Annotated in this window: 11 protein-coding genes; 5 read left to right on the top strand and 6 right to left on the bottom strand. The window is 45.9% G+C overall.

The features are described 5' to 3' along the window. The first annotated feature begins 206 nt into the window (after positions 1–206). The gene (locus DXD68_RS13820) at positions 207–1,424 is read left to right on the top strand and encodes an ATP-binding protein (RefSeq protein ID WP_122362150.1); all 1,218 of its coding nucleotides are present in this window, start codon (positions 207–209) and stop codon (positions 1,422–1,424) included. A 313-nt stretch (positions 1,425–1,737) separates the two neighbouring features. On the opposite strand, the gene DXD68_RS13825 is transcribed toward DXD68_RS13820, so the two are convergent. Both DXD68_RS13825 and DXD68_RS13830 read right to left on the bottom strand, forming a co-directional pair. Then, complete coding sequence (locus tag DXD68_RS13825; protein ID WP_122362151.1) at positions 1,738–4,548, bottom strand: M16 family metallopeptidase; 2,811 nt, start codon at positions 4,546–4,548, stop codon at positions 1,738–1,740. A 26-nt stretch (positions 4,549–4,574) separates the two neighbouring features. Next, on the bottom strand, positions 4,575–5,153 hold the full coding sequence (locus DXD68_RS13830) for an HU family DNA-binding protein (protein WP_122362152.1): 579 nt from the start codon (positions 5,151–5,153) through the stop codon (positions 4,575–4,577). A gap of 596 nt (positions 5,154–5,749) precedes the next feature. On the opposite strand from DXD68_RS13830, the gene DXD68_RS13835 reads away from it, so the two are divergent. Genes DXD68_RS13835 through DXD68_RS13850 form a run of 4 tightly spaced genes read left to right on the top strand, consistent with a single transcriptional unit; the run spans position 5,750 to position 11,970 of the window. Continuing rightward, entirely contained in the window at positions 5,750–8,992 is a 3,243-nt protein-coding gene (locus DXD68_RS13835) for a DUF2723 domain-containing protein (RefSeq protein WP_122362153.1), read from the top strand. A gap of 3 nt (positions 8,993–8,995) precedes the next feature. Continuing rightward, entirely contained in the window at positions 8,996–9,607 is a 612-nt protein-coding gene (locus DXD68_RS13840) for a polysaccharide deacetylase family protein (protein ID WP_122362154.1), read from the top strand. Positions 9,608–9,637: 30 nt separating this feature from the next. Beyond that, positions 9,638–10,684: a tRNA epoxyqueuosine(34) reductase QueG gene (queG, locus tag DXD68_RS13845; RefSeq protein ID WP_122362155.1), complete on the top strand. Its 1,047-nt coding sequence runs from the start codon at positions 9,638–9,640 to the stop codon at positions 10,682–10,684. Then, on the top strand, positions 10,681–11,970 hold the full coding sequence (locus DXD68_RS13850) for a S28 family serine protease (protein ID WP_122362156.1): 1,290 nt from the start codon (positions 10,681–10,683) through the stop codon (positions 11,968–11,970). The genes queG and DXD68_RS13850 overlap by 4 nt, the downstream gene beginning before the upstream one ends. Before the next feature lie 3 nt (positions 11,971–11,973). Here the strand turns inward: DXD68_RS13850 and DXD68_RS13855 are convergent, their stop codons facing one another. From DXD68_RS13855 to purD, 4 genes are all read right to left on the bottom strand, one after another. After that, entirely contained in the window at positions 11,974–13,116 is a 1,143-nt protein-coding gene (locus DXD68_RS13855; RefSeq protein WP_122362157.1) for a DUF4221 family protein, read from the bottom strand. Positions 13,117–13,333: 217 nt separating this feature from the next. After that, positions 13,334–13,783, bottom strand: a complete 450-nt coding sequence (locus DXD68_RS13860; RefSeq protein ID WP_122362158.1) for a YqaA family protein — start codon at positions 13,781–13,783, stop codon at positions 13,334–13,336. Continuing rightward, complete coding sequence (locus DXD68_RS13865) at positions 13,768–14,778, bottom strand: hypothetical protein (RefSeq protein WP_122362159.1); 1,011 nt, start codon at positions 14,776–14,778, stop codon at positions 13,768–13,770. Before DXD68_RS13865 ends, DXD68_RS13860 begins: the two co-directional genes overlap by 16 nt. A gap of 100 nt (positions 14,779–14,878) precedes the next feature. Next, positions 14,879–16,147, bottom strand: a complete 1,269-nt coding sequence (purD, locus tag DXD68_RS13870; protein ID WP_122362160.1) for a phosphoribosylamine--glycine ligase — start codon at positions 16,145–16,147, stop codon at positions 14,879–14,881. Positions 16,148–16,191: the final 44 nt, after the last annotated feature.

Here is a 16,191-nt window from a genome sequence, read left to right on the forward strand (position 1 = left end):
AACGTTGGTTGATCGATTTCCTAATTGTTTTATGCACTCGTTATTTTAGTTTTCACTACAAAAGTAAAATAAGGAGAACGATATTCCAATAAAATCACTAATTTAAAATATGAGAAAACTTGTTCATTTTTTGATGACAGCAAAAGACTTCTTTTGTTGTTATCGAAATAAACACATATATTTGTGGAAACTAATTCGTTCACACTATGTTAAGACAAGAGCAAATCGCAGAGGTCATAGACGCTCAACAGGTAGACTTTCTTAAAATTGATGATAAACTTCCTCGTGAAGCTCTGTCTCAGATACCTATTGTAGATAATTTTGCTACCATTATAACCGGAGTGAGACGTTGTGGCAAGAGCACCATACTGCTTCAACTGCTGAATCAGAAGTATAAAAAGAGTATCTATTGCAACTTTGAGGATATTCGTCTGGTCTCTTTTGATACTTCTGACTTTGTACGCTTGCATGCAGAGATAAAGAAAAGAGAGGTGGACGTATTGTTTTTCGATGAGATACAGCTTGCCAAGGGGTGGGATGTGTTTGTTCATCAGTTATTACGTGAAAGTTTCAAGGTTTTCATTACCGGCTCGAATGCTTCATTGCTCAGTAAGGAGTTGGGTACACATTTGACAGGTCGCCATATCCCGATGGAGCTATTCCCATTCTCCTATAATGAATTTTTGGAGTACAAAAAACTGGAAGCCTCAGAGGATTCGATGAAACAATATTTAAGTATCGGTGGTGTACCGGAATATGTAAAAACCGACATGCAGATGATCCTGACAACGATGATGGATGATATACTGGTAAGGGACATTGCCATAAGACAATCGATCCGGGATGTGTCATCTCTCAAACAACTGGCTCTTTATTTGCTTTCAAACATAGGGAAACCGGTAGCAGCAAATAAACTTACGGGGTTGTTCGGGGTAAAAGCACCGTCTACCATTTTAGAATATTTTTCGTATCTATCGGATGCCTATTTGGTTGAATTTGTCCCACAGTTCTCTTATTCATTAAAAACGCAGAGCCGCAATCCTAAAAAAGTTTATGCGATAGATACGGGATTGGTTACGGCACTGTCGATGTCGTTTACAGATGATTTTGGACGGCGTTTAGAAAACCTTGTTTATCTGCATCTGCGCCGTAAGTACAAAGAGATATTCTTTTTTGCCAATAAAGGGGAGTGTGATTTTGTAGTCTTCGACCGTTCTACAATAAAACTGGCCGTTCAGGTGTGCTACCATATTGATGATTTGAATTTTGAACGTGAACTGAACGGATTAACGGAGGCAATGACCACTCTGCATCTTTCGGAAGGAATAATCGTTACAATGAGCCAAAGTGACTCTTTCGAGAAAGATGGTAAGCGGATAAAAATGATTCCTGCATATCATTTTTTAAGAACAGAGATAGAGTAATTCTTTAAAATTTCTGGGATATTTGCTTCAGAAAGAACTTTGCAAGATTGTTTTTTTGCTAAAAAAAGACTTTACGAGATTTATTTTCGATATTTATGCTAGAACAAGAAGACAATAAAATGGAAGAAAAAGACAGTCGGTGGGCGAACAAAAACGTTTGACCAGATAAAGGATGTTTCCGATAGTTTTTTTTGGTGGTAGATGGTACGGAAGTGGGATATCATAACAGAAGGTTAAAATCGCCAAATTTGAAATAAGACAGTATCTCATACGAGTTCCGTCCTATTTTAAATTTGGCGAATGTTATATCGTATTACGGCTCCATCACCACCTCGATACTATTTCCCTGGGCAAGTAGCTTTTTGGTGAAGGCCTGTATTTTGGCAGGAGTGATGCTGTTGACTGTTTCGACATATTTCGTTGCGGCGTCGAATCCTTTGTAGTAATAATTATCCAGCGTATTCAGCCAGTAACCATTTTCCTGTTGGTTCTCTGCATGACGTTTCAGGATATTGTCCTGCGTCTTTTTGAAATCTTCCGGACGCGGACCGATATCGGAGATACGTTTCAGTTCGTTGCGTACGATTGTGTTCATCTGTTCCCGTTTGTCAGGATCGGTGTCGAAATAAGCCTGCAGGAAGGTTTGTCCTTTGGGGAAAGAAGAGATACGGGCAGAGGTCTGTACACCGTATGTGCCGCCTTCTTCTTCACGTACCTTTTCCATATACACCAGGTCGAGCACCTGTTTCAACATGGTGGCCGTGATGATGTTTTCCAGGTTGTAATCCATTTCTCCGGAATAGAAGTTTACGACGGAAGCTTTCGGGGTTTCCATCTGACGTTTGAAACGATTTACGTATTCACCTTTACGGATGGCCGGAACCTCTTTTATATTTCCCTGTTCTATTTTACCGTTGGCGGGCAGAGTTGCCAGATATTGTTCTACCAATGGACGGATACTGTCGGTATTGATGTTTCCTACGAAAGTAAAGACAAAACCGGAGGCATCGCCGAAGCGTTCCTTGTACATTTCCATGATACGCGGATAGCTGATATTCTTGAAATCGGCCGGATCGATACGCATGGCACGCGGGTTATTATTATAAATCGCTTTCGTCAGTGAGTCGCTGAAGGCTACCATCGGATTCAGTTCCACATTTTTCAGCTGGGCAATCATACGGTTTTCAAAAGATTTGTACGCTTCTTCATCCATACGCGGAGCCGTGAAATTGAGGTAGATCAATTCGAATAATGTCTTCAGGTCGGAAGGAGTGGAGGAGCCGTTTACGTTTTCGCTATCCATTCCGAGCGAAGTAGAACAGGATACTTTCTTGCCGGCCAGCATCTTGTTGAGGTCGATTGCCGAGAAATTTCCCAAACCGCCGAGGTCGATGACTTCGTTGAATACTTTCAGGTTGTCGATATCCTTATTTCCGAATAAGGTACTTCCACCTGGACTTGTTGCCGTCATAATGATCTCGTCCTTTTTGAAATCGGTATGTTTCAATACTACTTTAATGCCGTTATTTAAGGTCAATACGGTGGCACCGAACAACGGATCTTCTTTGCTATCCGTGATTTTACCCGGGGCTGGTAGTTCCGAGATCAAAGGTTCGTTCGAAAGTGTTTCCTTATAAGGTTCTACCGGAATGCGTTGCGCTTTCATAAAATCGCGGAGCAGCTGTTCGTCGGTAGGATAGGTGACACCTTCTTTTTCCGGGCCGGTCAGGCTGATAACGATATTCCGGTCGCCGATCATATCCTGGATATATTTGTTGACCTGTTCAACCGGAACAGCCTGGGCGATCTGCCCGATCAACGCGTATTCCGTTTCAATACCCGGAATATATCCACCTTCGGTAAAGTGGCGTACATATTCGTTGGTGAAGGCACTGTTACGTTGTTTGTCGCGGTCGTTGTAGAGCGATTCGTATTGTTTGAGTACATTAATGCGTGCCCGATCATATTCAGAAGGAGTGAAACCGAAACGTTTTACGCGTTCTGTCTCTGTGACCAGCGCATTCATGGCAGAGTCCACTTCATTGTCTTTAACCAATGCGGCTACCGACCAGGCACCTTTTGTTTTCGATATCATATAATCGCCGTCTGAAGCTTGTGCTGCAACGAACGGGGGATTGGCTTTCTGCACCATTTCGTTGAAACGTTCGTTCATCATCGTGGCTGCTACGCTCTGGATATAATCTTTTACCACTCCGGCGATCGTACTATACATATCCTGCGGCATCTTTTCATGTTTGTAGAAGATAGACAGGATCGTGTTTGAAGCCTCCTTATCGGTGGCAATGGAGATCAGCGGCATATCGTTGTCTGCCACTTCGAACATTTCGCGGGGAGCCGGGTTTACCGGAGCCGGGATATCGGCAAAAATCTTTTTAACGGCTGCTTCCACTTTATCGACATCGATGTCGCCAACGATGATAATGGCCTGTAGGTCGGGGCGATACCATTTGTGGTAGTAGTCGCGTAGTTCGTTCGGTTTGAAGTTGTTGATCACATCGATCGTTCCGATCGGCATGCGGTGGGCATAACGGCTGTCCGGATACATCTTCGGTAGTTGCTGTTCCCAGAGACGTGCCTGCGCATCTTGGCGTGTACGCCATTCTTCACGGATCACGCCGCGTTCTTTCTCTATGGCGGAATCGGCCAGTATGATGAAGCCCGACCAGTCATGCAGGATCAACAGGCAGGAGTCTACTACACTTTCACGGGTGACCGGAGCGTTCATGATCATATACACTGTCTCATCGAAGCTGGTATAAGCATTGAAATTTTCGCCGCCGCGCATACCTACACTCTCGGTGAATTCGTCCATTCCTTTATCCGGGAAGTTTTTTGATCCGTTGAAAGCCATGTGTTCCAGGAAGTGAGCCAGTCCGCGCTGGTTCTCTTCTTCCAACATGGAGCCTACGTTTTGCGCAATATAGAAGTCGGCCCGTTCTTTGGGAAGTTCGTTGTGACGGATATAATACGTCAATCCGTTCGACAGTTTACCGTAGCGAACCTGCGGATCGATAGGCAGTGGTTGCATTTCCTGTTGTGCTGCCAGTTGGAAGAGGCAGAAGAAACTTAACAGGGAATAGATTAAAAATCGTTTTTGTTTCATTCGGTTATTAATTATTTTATTCATTATTAATTCGGTAATACATACATGACATGCGTTCCGCCTCCTATTTTAGAAAGAACACCTTTTTCGACAAATAGTTTTATATCGGCAGTGGCACGATAACGTGAACAGCCGTTCAATTCTGCATAGTCGAGTGTTGAAATCCGCTTGTTTCGTTGCAGGAAATCCAGCATCTTCTTTTTCCGTTCGTCGAGTGTCAGCTTAGCCGAAGTTTTAACATGTTCGAGTTCTGCATCTCTTAATCCTTCTTTCAGCTTTTCCGAGCAACGGAAATTTACTCCGTCCACCATAACCGTCATTTTCTTTCCGTCGGCCGACGGCTGGGTACGAAGTGAAGGTGAGAAATATCCCAGTTCCTCCAGTTCCACATGCTGCCCGCTTTTTAGGCATAGGGTGATGGCCCATGCAAAAGAGTCGAGCACCGCTTTTACGTCTGCCGAGGAGATTGTAGACCGGGAGCAGATCATTTTGCATAGATAGTCCATTTTTGCTGTACCGTCGGATACTGCCCGTGCATGACTTAATTTCTTCCCTGGCCGATTCTTCGGCTGCGGTGTCTCATGCACTTTGAATTTTATTCCCATTCTTATTCTTGTTTTATACTAATGTGTCTGTAAAAACAATGTGATGTCACTCTGGTTTCCTGCCGACATAATTGCTTGTCGACAATTGTGGGCAAGCCTGTCGATAATTATGAACAAGCCTGTCGACAATTGTGAGCAGGCCTGTCGATAATTATCGGCAACCAATAAGGATAGAGACAAATATACAACACAATGCAGGGAATTGTTCTCCACGTAGGGATAATTATTGAATATTTATCATTCCCATTCGGTAAAAACACGATTTAGTCTAAGTATGTTTCGGCATTAATCTATTCTTCCATACTCGGAAATTTTACATCCTTACTTTTAATCATAACTTACAAACGGGAGAAAACGAGTGTGTTTGTAAGTTGCGCTTGATGAAATGGCGGTTTTTGCTATCTGACATTCCTGTCATACAAATGTCATCTTCAGTCACTTAAAAATCAGACTTTTTTTAATATAATTCTAATCTCTTCAATACAATTTATGAGGTATTAAGGCGTTGGTATTAAACGTAAATGCTTACCTTTGCGGCCGACTGTCCGTGTGAGGATAGCTTATTTTGACAATTAATTATCACACTTTATACAAACATGAGAAAGTATAAACTAATCAACAACGTGTTGGGGTGGGTTGTTTTTCTGATCGCCTCTACCGTTTATTTGATGACTATGGAACCCACTGCCAGCTTCTGGGATTGTGGTGAGTTCATTTCTTCAGCTTTTAAACTGGAAGTAGGGCACCCGCCCGGAGCACCGTTCTTTATGTTGACGGCTAACCTGTTCACGCAACTTGCCTCGGATACATCCATGGTGGCTAAAATGGTGAATTCGATGTCGGCACTGTTTAGCGGGCTGACCATTTTATTCCTGTTCTGGAGTATTACGCACCTGGCACGTAAGATCATGGTGAACGATGAGAACGAAATCTCATTAGGCAAAATGATTACGATCATGGGTAGCGGTCTGGTAGGTGCGTTGGCTTATACCTTTAGCGATACATTTTGGTTCAGTGCGGTAGAAGGTGAAGTATATGCTTACTCTTCTCTGTTCACGGCATTGGTTTTCTGGCTGATTCTTAAATGGGAAGAGGCGGCAGACCGTCCGCATGCCGACCGTTGGATCGTGCTGATCGCTTACCTGATGGGGTTGAGTATCGGTGTCCACCTGTTGAACTTGCTTTGTATCCCGGCTATCGTGCTGGTTTATTATTATAAGAAATTCCCGAATCCTACGATGAAAGGGACCATCTATGCGTTGCTGGTTTCTTTTGCGATCGTCGGATTGATGATGTATGGTGTCGTTCAGGGACTGGTCGAGGTTTGCGGTTATTTCGAACTCTTGTTCGTGAATGTACTGGGTATGCCTTACAACTCGGGTGTCTTTGCTTATGTGATCGCATTGGCCGGCGTATTGATCTGGGCTATTTGGGAAACGATGCGCGATGAGATAAATCCGGTGCGCATGAAGATCGCTTTTATCGTATCGATCGTGCTGGTAGGTGTTCCGTTCATCGGTAGCGGTTATGTGATCGCTGTGATCCTGACGGCTGCACTGACAGCTTACCTGTTCATGAGCAAAAAGGTGAATATCAAATTGCTTAACACGGTTTTGGTTTGCCTGATGGTGATCGTTGTCGGTTATTCATCTTATGCACTGACGATGATCCGTGCAACGGCGGATACTCCGATGAACCAAAATGCACCGAGCGATATCTTCACATTGCGTTCTTATTTGGCACGCGAACAGTACGGTAAGACACCGCTGATCTACGGACAGACATTTGCTTCGGAGGTAAAACGTGAGAACCAGGGAGGAAACTGTGCACCTGTCACTAAGGAAGGTGAAGCTGTATGGAGCCGTGTGATCAAGAAAGATCCGAATGAAAAGGATAAATATTTCGTTTCCCGTCATGATGTCGATTATGAATATGTGGATGAGCTGAATATGCTTTTCCCGCGTATGTACAGTAATGTCGATGCCCATGTGGGAGCTTATAAGGAATGGTCGCAGTTTAAGGGAGAACCTGTGAAGTTCAACCGTTGTGGTGAGAATGTGACGGTGATGAAACCGACGTTTGCCGAAAATCTGCGTTATTTCTTCGCTTATCAGCTGAACTTCATGTACTGGCGTTACTTTATGTGGAACTTCTCCGGACGTCAGAACGATATCCAGGGAAATGGCGAGGTGATGAACGGTAACTGGATCACCGGTATCAAGGCGATCGACGAGGTGCTTGTCGGTCCGCAGGATAACATGCCGTCCGATATCGCGAACAATAAAGGACATAATGTCTATTATATGCTGCCGCTTCTGCTCGGTATCTTGGGACTGTTGTATCAGGCTTATTCCGGCCAGCGTGGTATCCAGAGTTTTTGGATCACTTTCTTCCTGTTCTTTATGACTGGTATCGCTATCGTGCTTTATCTGAATCAGACACCGTACCAGCCGCGTGAACGAGATTATGCGTATGCAGGCTCCTTCTATGCGTTCTGTATCTGGATCGGATTCGGTGTCGCGGCGCTTGCCAAACTGATCGAGAAGTATGGAAAGTTACCTGCTGTAGCTGCCGGTTCCATCGCTACCGTATTATGCCTGTTCGTTCCTATTCAGATGGCAGGACAAAACTGGGACGACCACGACCGTTCAGGACGTTATGTTTGCCGTGATTTCGGTGCTAACTATTTGGAATCCTGTGAACCGAATGCAGTAATCTTTACCAATGGCGATAACGATACATTCCCGTTGTGGTATGCGCAGGAAGTGGAAGGTATCCGTACTGATGTCCGTGTATGTAACACCAGCTATCTGCAGACAGACTGGTATATCGACCAGATGAAGAAGCAGGCTTACGAATCGGCACCGCTGCCTATTTCGTGGGATCGTGCGGATTATATACAGGGTACACGCGATGCAGCCTATATCGTTCCGATGATGGATAAGCCTATCGACCTGAACACCGGTTTGAATTTCGTACGCAGCAATGACCCGAAATTCAAGAAGATACCGGGATTCAACCAGGAACTCGATTATATTCCTTCAGAGACATTGATCTATAAAGTCGATTCGGCTACAGCTATGGCGAAGGGTCTTGCCGACTCTACCGACATGCTGAAAGAAATGACTATCAACCTGAAAGGTAAGACTGCACTGGGTAAACAAGAGTTGATCATCCTGGATATGTTGCAGACCAACAACTGGGAACGTCCTATTTACTATGCGATCACTGTAAATCCTGATCAGTTTGTCGGTCTGGACGGCTATTTCGAACAGACAGGTCTGGCATATCAGATCGTTCCGAAGCAGGCGAACAAAGGTACCAACACAGAGAAGATGTACGATAACGTGATGAACAAATTCAAGTGGGGTGGCGTGGATAAACCTGGTATTTACCTGGATGAGAATGTGATGCGTATGTGTAAGAGCTACCGTATGGCGTTGTTCAATAAACTGGCTGAAGACTTGCTGAAAGAAGGTAAGAATGAGAAAGCATTGAACGTGTTGAACAAGAGTATGGAAGTATTGCCACCGGAAAACGTTCCGTTGGATTACACGGCACTTTCTACGGGTGAGCTTTATTATGCACTCGACCAGGATGAAAAGGCTGAAGAGGTATTTACCGGAATTGCAGAGAATGCTATGCGTAATATCGACTGGTTCTTCCGTCTGAAACCGTCTCAGCTGGCTTCTGTGACAAGAGAGTTGGAACATAACCTGGCCGTCATGCAGCAAGTGCTGGCCGTCAGCAAACATTATAACCCCGAATTTGCTAAGAAGTATCAGGAAGAGTTTGACAACTACCGGATGGCTTACGGTTCGGTTCGCGGAAATAAGTAACATATGTTTATAGAACAACCGCCCTGGTTCTACAGGGTCCTGTTCCCAGGGGTAATCTGGCGGATACCGGCCAAGGAGAAGTGTGTATATCTCACCTTCGACGACGGCCCTATTCCCGAGGTTACCCCTTGGGTTTTGGATATACTCGACAAATATGGTGTGAAGGCGACCTTCTTCTGTGTAGGAGATAATGTCCGCAAGCATCCTGAAGTTTATCAGATGGTGCTCGATCGCGGACACCGGGTAGGCAATCACACTTTCCATCATATTCAGGGGCTTCAATATTGGACGAAGAACTACCTGGATGACATTGAGCAGGCTGCCGGATATATCCACAGCGACCTGTATAGACCACCGCACGGACATATGCGTTTCCCGCAGGTAGTGGCCCTCAGAAGGAAATACAAGATTATCATGTGGGATGTGGTGACCCGCGATTACAGTCCGCATATGACTCCGAACGGTGTTTTCAATGTGGTGAAAAATTATACCCGCAACGGCTCTGTCATCGTCTTCCATGACTCTCTCAAAGCCGAGATGAACATGCGTGAAGCCATGCCTCGTGCCATTGAATGGTTGCAGCAGGAAGGGTATACGTTTAAGGTGTTTGAATAATGTGTCAATGGGGTAATGTGCCAATATGCAATGAACCTGTCTGCCCAAATAAAGAACAAAACAAAAGAATTAGGCTTCGATGCCTGCGGAATAGCTGAAGTGGCATCTGCAGACACCGAAGCTTTGTTTTTTGACCGTTGGATAGCAGAAGGATGTCATGCTGGGATGAAATATATGGAGAACTACCGGGATATCCGTCTGAACCCTGCCGGCTTGGTCGAAGGTGCCCGTTCGGTTATCTCTGTCGCCCTTAATTATTATCCGGCACAGAAGCAATCTCCCGATGCCCCCCGCATCTCTTACTATGCTTATGGCAAGGATTACCACCTCGTCCTGAAAGACAAGCTCCGTCAACTCTGGCAATACATCACGGAAGAACTTCTTCCAACCTTCCCTCAGGCACTCGATTCTTTCGGACAACAGGTAGTGACTGGGAGTAACTTTTCCCCTCTTGAGAGGGGGCAGGAGGGAGGTAATCCATCTGCTCCGGAAAACCTTGAAGCTCGGGTTTTCACCGACTCCGCACCTCTTCTCGAACGTTATTGGGCCTGGAAAGCCGGCCTTGGCTGGATTGGCAAGAATACCAACCTTATCATCCCCGGTAAAGGCTCTTTCTTCTTCCTCGGTGAGATTGTCACTACGCTGGAACTCGACTACGACAGCCCCCAGGAGAACCGTTGCGGCAATTGCCGTCGTTGTCTCGATGCCTGTCCGACGGGGGCTTTGGAGTCCGCCAGGCATTTGAATGCAAACAAATGTATCTCTTACCTCACTATCGAGCATAAAGAAGATATCCCTTCCGAGCTTGCCTCCCGCCTGGGCAACCGCCTCTACGGCTGCGACACCTGTCAGGAGGTCTGCCCCTGGAACCGCTTTGCTGTTCCTACCCGTGAAGAGACTTTTATCCCCTCACCCGCCTTCCTTTCCTTTAAAAAAGAAGACCTGACGGACTTTACCCGTGAAGATTATAATCGTATCTTTGCCAAGTCAGCTGTCAAACGGGCAAAATATGAAGGCTTGATCCGGACGATCGCTAACAAACGAAAAATTATAAACAACAAGAAAGATAAACCATGAGAAGAACATTCAATCTTCTGCTCCTCTCTTTTCTTTGTACCCTGGCTGCCTTTGCTGCACCGGGAGATTTGAAAGAGAAGCTTGCCTCCCTGAAGGGAATCACTAATATCGAACAACTCGAATCGGATGTCTATCCGGAAAAGTACCTGGTGCGTATCACCCAACCTATCGACCCGAAGCATCCGGAAGTGGGAACTTTTACCCAGCGTGTCGTTATCGGACATGTCGGCTTCGACCGTCCGACCGTTATCGTAACAGAAGGCTACGGAGGTGCGTATGCCATGAATCCCAAATATCAGGAAGAACTGACGAAGCTGCTCGATGCCAACCTCGTCTTCGTGGAATACCGCTATTTTCTGGAATCCACTCCCGAACCCTGCAACTGGGATTATCTGACTGCCGAGAACTCCGCTTACGACCTGCATAACGTCAATCAGACATTTAAACAGCTTTATACCGGCAAATGGATCAGCACCGGCATCAGCAAGGGCGGACAGACTACTATGCTTTACCGTGCATTTTTCCCGGACGATGTAGATATTTCAGTACCGTATGTAGGTCCGCTGTGCAAGGGGGTGGAAGACGGTCGGCACGAACCGTTTCTCCGTAAGGTAGGTACGAAAAAAGAGCGTAAGAAGATAGAAAGCTTTCAGCTGGAAGTACTGAAACGTAAGGCCGATATGCTCCCTTTGCTCGAATCGTTCTCTAAAGAGAAAGGCTTGGAATACCGTATTCCGATAGCGGAGGTGCTGGATTATTGCGTGTTGGAATATCCTTTCGCCTTGTGGCAGTGGGGAACATCTGTTTCCGTTATCCCTTCTCTACATGCTGAAACGAAAGTGCTATTCGATCATCTGATGGATATCAGCAGTCCTGATTATTTTGCCGAAAACCAGCCGAATATCTCATTCTTTGTGCAGGCAGCCCGTGAACTGGGTTACTATGGCTACGACACAAAGCCCTTTAAAAAGTATCTGACTATAGAAAGCAGTAAAGGATACTTAAACCGTATCATGCTTCCGAAAGAATTGGTAGACAAGGTGGAATTTCGTCCGGCTCTTTATCATAAGATATATAACTTCCTGAAGGATAACGACCCGAAGATGATCTTTATCTATGGCGAGATCGATCCGTGGACAGCTGCACATGCTCCGGTTTTCAAAGGAAAGAAAAACGAACAAGTCTATTTCCAGCCCCGCGGCAGCCACCGTTCACGCATCAGCAATATGCCCGAAGACATCAAGGAAAAGATTCTGACGCAGCTACGCCAGTGGCTGGCGGAATAACGCTTACTCTGCTTTCAGCTCAAACCGCTGGAAGCAGAGCTCTTCATCACTATAATTCTCATTGAAAGTATGCGAGGCTGAGATATATAATCCATCCTCACGTACGAACAGGAGGTTTGAGTTATAAGTATAGTCCGGCATCATCGTTTCGCCGAGCAGACGGAAGTCCTTATCGAGTATCATGATTGAGAAATTCTTTCTACCGAATTGAAGCAGTTCCATTGCTTCCCGGTCTTTCAGCTTACGACCAATCTCCGTGGCAGGGTAGGCGATGCGGTAGTAGACTTCGCGGTAAGGATCGTATAGGATACCGCCATAGTTCGGATTCTCCGCTCCATCCTGGAAAGTCAGATTGCCATAGTCGTCTAATAGCTTGGGCTGGCTGATGTATTGGCTTTTAGCCGATACGCGTGTCATTTCCATCTGTGAAGGAGAGGCTACCAGCAGATCTTCAATGTAGTAGAAGGAATAGACGAAGTTTGTCCCATTGAAGCAGCGTTGCATGGACTCTTCCCAACTCGCTCTTTTCTGATTGTTTTGATTCGGAAAGGTGTCATATTCAGGAGGATAGGTATGTATCTCTTCCGTTTGTATGTTGATGACGGCTGCAATAGGGTCGTGGTCTATCCATCTGTTTGCTGTGGCTATGAAATAGAGGGAGTCGCCCTGCAATAGCGCCTCTCCACCTTGTACGAAAAAGTTTGCAGCTTGTAGAGGGATACCTTCCCGGCTCTTTTTTATAGGAATGCGTTTGATGATCTCTGCTTTCCGGTTTATCAGAGTGAGTTTATTTGCATAATGGGAAGTAAGGTAGATGCTATCAAGGGTATGGATATAATAGCCGCAAATCCTTCCAGCTCCGTTCGGTCCATCGGACTCAACCTTGATCTCAAACTCATGTCTGCCCGAATCCATATCGTAAAAATGGATGGTGTTGCTATCACGGCATTGAAGGGTGAAATATTCTTTCCCGCCCGCATCAGTATAGGGTAATACGCACATCATGAAAGGAAACGTTTTCGTATCAAGGGGAAAGGTTATCTTTTTATCGCTTGGTACTAGTGTATAGTTTTTACTTTCCTGTTTTCCCCCGCAAGATAAAAGCAATGGGAGAAATAAAAGGTAAATAAGTAATCGCGTTTCCATGAACTATAGTCTTTATTAGGTTATTATGAATTGTTCGTAAAGATAGTGGCTGTTTTTTGTCTGGTCAAGCAATACATTCTCTAGAGATCCCCTTTTGACGTCTTTTAACACCCGGGTCTTAGCAATATGCACACCTGGATGTCGAGATGGCTGAGACCCGGATGGCAATTAATTTGTGTAGTTATCTTTGGGATAATAAGAAGTGTCTCTGATAGGATTATAACATCCCCTGCACCTTATAAACAAACTCCATCCACACCCAATAGCGGATGGCCTTGCCCAGGAACATCGAAATGGCAACGATCCAGATATTGGCGCGGAGGAAGCCCAATGCTACCGCTATGAAGTCACCGATACCGGGGAGGAAGACGAAGAAGCCCATCCATGATCCTTTTCCTGCGATCCAGTCCTGTACCTTTTGGAGCTTTTTGGCATCCAGTTTGAGGTATTTTTCGATCCATTCCACTTTCCCCAACATACCAAGCCAGTAACAGCTCATGCCACCCAGGAAGTTCCCCAGTGTGGCGGCAATCATGCAAGGCCAATAGGCTGAACCGGCTAGCAGTACGCCTGTCAGTACGACTTCGCTGCTGAAAGGCAGAATGGTTGCAGCAAGGAAAGAGGCAATAAACACCCCGATGTATCCATATTCTATAAGAAATTCCATATACGTAAGAATAAGAGGGCAAAATAAAGCACGATGGTCGAATAGAATGTCCAGAAGATGATCCTGCCGCGCATAACGGTGAAGAAATGGGCGATCAGTATCGAAGCCGGGACACAGGCTGTTTCAAGAAACTCTTCCGAAGCCTGTTCGTAAATGAAATAGAGCGCAAACGCCCATACGGACAGGACGATAAGGAAGGATAAGAATTGGCGTGTACGTAAAACATCCTCATATTCGTGCGTAATGATATTGATGGCGGAAACCGCCGTTAAAAGAGCCACGGCAGCAATCGCTATCCAGTCGAGCAGTCCGATTCCGGTAGCAATCAGGAAACGTATTTTGAACAATCCTGCGAACGGAACGGTGAATGGCGTGAAATCGCGAAACCAGACACACCAGCCCAGCAGGAACCAGTAAACAGTGCCTACACCCAATAAGGATGCGATAAATGTCCGGATATTCAGGGTCCTGAAATTATACATCCCTATCCAGAAGATCGGAATGAACCAGAGGATATGTACCCATAACAAACTACCTATCCCGATCAGCAAGGCGGCATTATAGGCGTTGCTTTTGGCATAGGGATCATGGTAGGATGTGAATAGTTGGTAAATAGCCAGGATCAGGCAGAATACGCCGAGTGAGGTGGACTTCAACGGTAGGAAGTCCGGATTGGTACTAATGAACAGTACATAAAACAGAAAAGGAAGCAGCGTCTTTTCGCGGATCAGCACCAGGATATAGTTGGCCCGGTGGAGCAGGAAAGCTCCCCCGAACATCAACAGCATACCTATGGTATACGTAAAAGCCTTGCCAGGCAGAACCTGGCAGATGGCGTTCCACAGGGGAGGGGCTGTCACCTCTCCGTATACCGGATAACCGATCGAATTGAAGTAGCTTACGACCCAGCAGGCAATACAAGCTATCAGCACGACCACAAAAGTGCCTGTGCCGGAAATGCTGTGCCTGCGGGAGTAACTGTATGTATTGTTCATTCTTACTGATTCTGAAGGCTGTAAGCCTGATCACAAATCTAGCCCAAGGTTAAAACCTTGGGCTAGATTTGGCTCGTCCTTACAGGACTCTTGATTGTTTTTACAAATCGAACCCGATATCGCTCCGGAAATATTTCTTGTCGAATAAGATCTTCTTCGCACCGGCAAAAGAGCGGGCCAGAGCTTCTTCTTTGTTGGCTCCGTAAGAGCTGACGGCAATGACGCGTCCGCCATTAGTCAGGATGCGACCGCTGGCTGCAACGGTACCGGCGTGGAAAAGGATATTGTCGGATGGCACGTCATCCAGTCCGTAGATTATTTTGCCTTTTTCATACGCTTCGGGATATCCGCCGCTTACCAGCATAACTGTAACGGCTGCACGCGGGTCGTGAACCAGGGTGCGGCTGTCAAGGTTGCCTTCGGCTATACCTTCCAGCAGGTCTACCAGGTCGCTTTGGATACGGAGCATGACTACTTCTGTTTCCGGGTCGCCCATGCGGCAGTTGTATTCGATCACCTTCGGATCGTTCTCGTTGATCAGGCCGAGGAAGATGAAACCTTTATAGTCGATACCTTCCGCTTTCAGTCCTTCGATGGTCGGACGGATGATCTGTTCATCCACCTTTGCCATATAGGCTTCATCGGCAAACGGGACGGGAGAAACGGCACCCATACCACCTGTGTTGAGACCTGTGTTGCCTTCGCCGATACGTTTATAGTCTTTGGCTACCGGGAGCACTTTGTAGTTTGTCCCGTCGGTCATGACGAATACAGAGCATTCGATACCTGTCATGAACTCTTCGATAAGGACTGTCTTGCTGGCGTCGCCGAACATTCCGTTCAGCATATCGCCCAATTCCTTTTTCGCTTCTTCCAGTGTATCGAGGATCAGCACGCCTTTACCCGCCGCCAAACCGTCGGCTTTCAGCACGTAAGGAGCTTTTAGCGATTCAAGGAAAACATATCCTTCTTCCAGGTTTTCAGCAGAAATACTTTTATAGCGGGCAGTCGGGATGTTGTGGCGCATCATAAATGCTTTGGCGAAGTCCTTGCTGCCTTCCAGCTGTGCACCTTCTTTCGACGGACCTATCACAGGAATACCTGCCAGTGAAGCATCGTTCTTGAAGAAGTCGTAAACACCTTTTACCAGTGGGTCTTCCGGACCTACAACTACCATGTTGACGTTGTTGGCCAATACGAATTCTTTGATGGTCTGGAAATCGTCTGCCTTGATATTAACATTGGTTCCTACCTGGGCTGTGCCTGCGTTACCGGGGGCAATAAATAACTTGTCCGTTTTCGGACTTTGGGCGATTTTCCAGGCTATTGCGTGTTCGCGGCCGCCGGAGCCTAATAACAGAATGTTCATATTTTATAGTTGTTTTTTAGTTGACAATTTATGTATTTAGTTGA

Origin of the sequence: Parabacteroides sp. TM07-1AC (genome assembly GCF_003480915.1) — a bacterium.
In the GTDB taxonomy this organism is placed as follows: Bacteria; Bacteroidota; Bacteroidia; order Bacteroidales; family Tannerellaceae; genus Parabacteroides; species Parabacteroides chongii.

What these genes read in the sequence shown, in the direction of transcription:
- DXD68_RS13850 (WP_122362156.1), top strand. Translation starts at nt 10,681, where the DNA reads ATGAGAAGAACATTCAATCTTCTGCTCCTCTCTTTTCTTTGTACCCTG.
- DXD68_RS13825 (WP_122362151.1), bottom strand. Translation starts at nt 4,548, where the DNA reads ATGAAACAAAAACGATTTTTAATCTATTCCCTGTTAAGTTTCTTCTGC.
- queG (WP_122362155.1), top strand. Translation starts at nt 9,638, where the DNA reads ATGAACCTGTCTGCCCAAATAAAGAACAAAACAAAAGAATTAGGCTTC.
- DXD68_RS13865 (WP_122362159.1), bottom strand. Translation starts at nt 14,778, where the DNA reads ATGAACAATACATACAGTTACTCCCGCAGGCACAGCATTTCCGGCACA.
- DXD68_RS13835 (WP_122362153.1), top strand. Translation starts at nt 5,750, where the DNA reads ATGAGAAAGTATAAACTAATCAACAACGTGTTGGGGTGGGTTGTTTTT.
- DXD68_RS13830 (WP_122362152.1), bottom strand. Translation starts at nt 5,153, where the DNA reads ATGGGAATAAAATTCAAAGTGCATGAGACACCGCAGCCGAAGAATCGG.
- DXD68_RS13855 (WP_122362157.1), bottom strand. Translation starts at nt 13,116, where the DNA reads ATGGAAACGCGATTACTTATTTACCTTTTATTTCTCCCATTGCTTTTA.
- purD (WP_122362160.1), bottom strand. Translation starts at nt 16,147, where the DNA reads ATGAACATTCTGTTATTAGGCTCCGGCGGCCGCGAACACGCAATAGCC.
- DXD68_RS13840 (WP_122362154.1), top strand. Translation starts at nt 8,996, where the DNA reads ATGTTTATAGAACAACCGCCCTGGTTCTACAGGGTCCTGTTCCCAGGG.
- DXD68_RS13820 (WP_122362150.1), top strand. Translation starts at nt 207, where the DNA reads ATGTTAAGACAAGAGCAAATCGCAGAGGTCATAGACGCTCAACAGGTA.
- DXD68_RS13860 (WP_122362158.1), bottom strand. Translation starts at nt 13,783, where the DNA reads ATGGAATTTCTTATAGAATATGGATACATCGGGGTGTTTATTGCCTCT.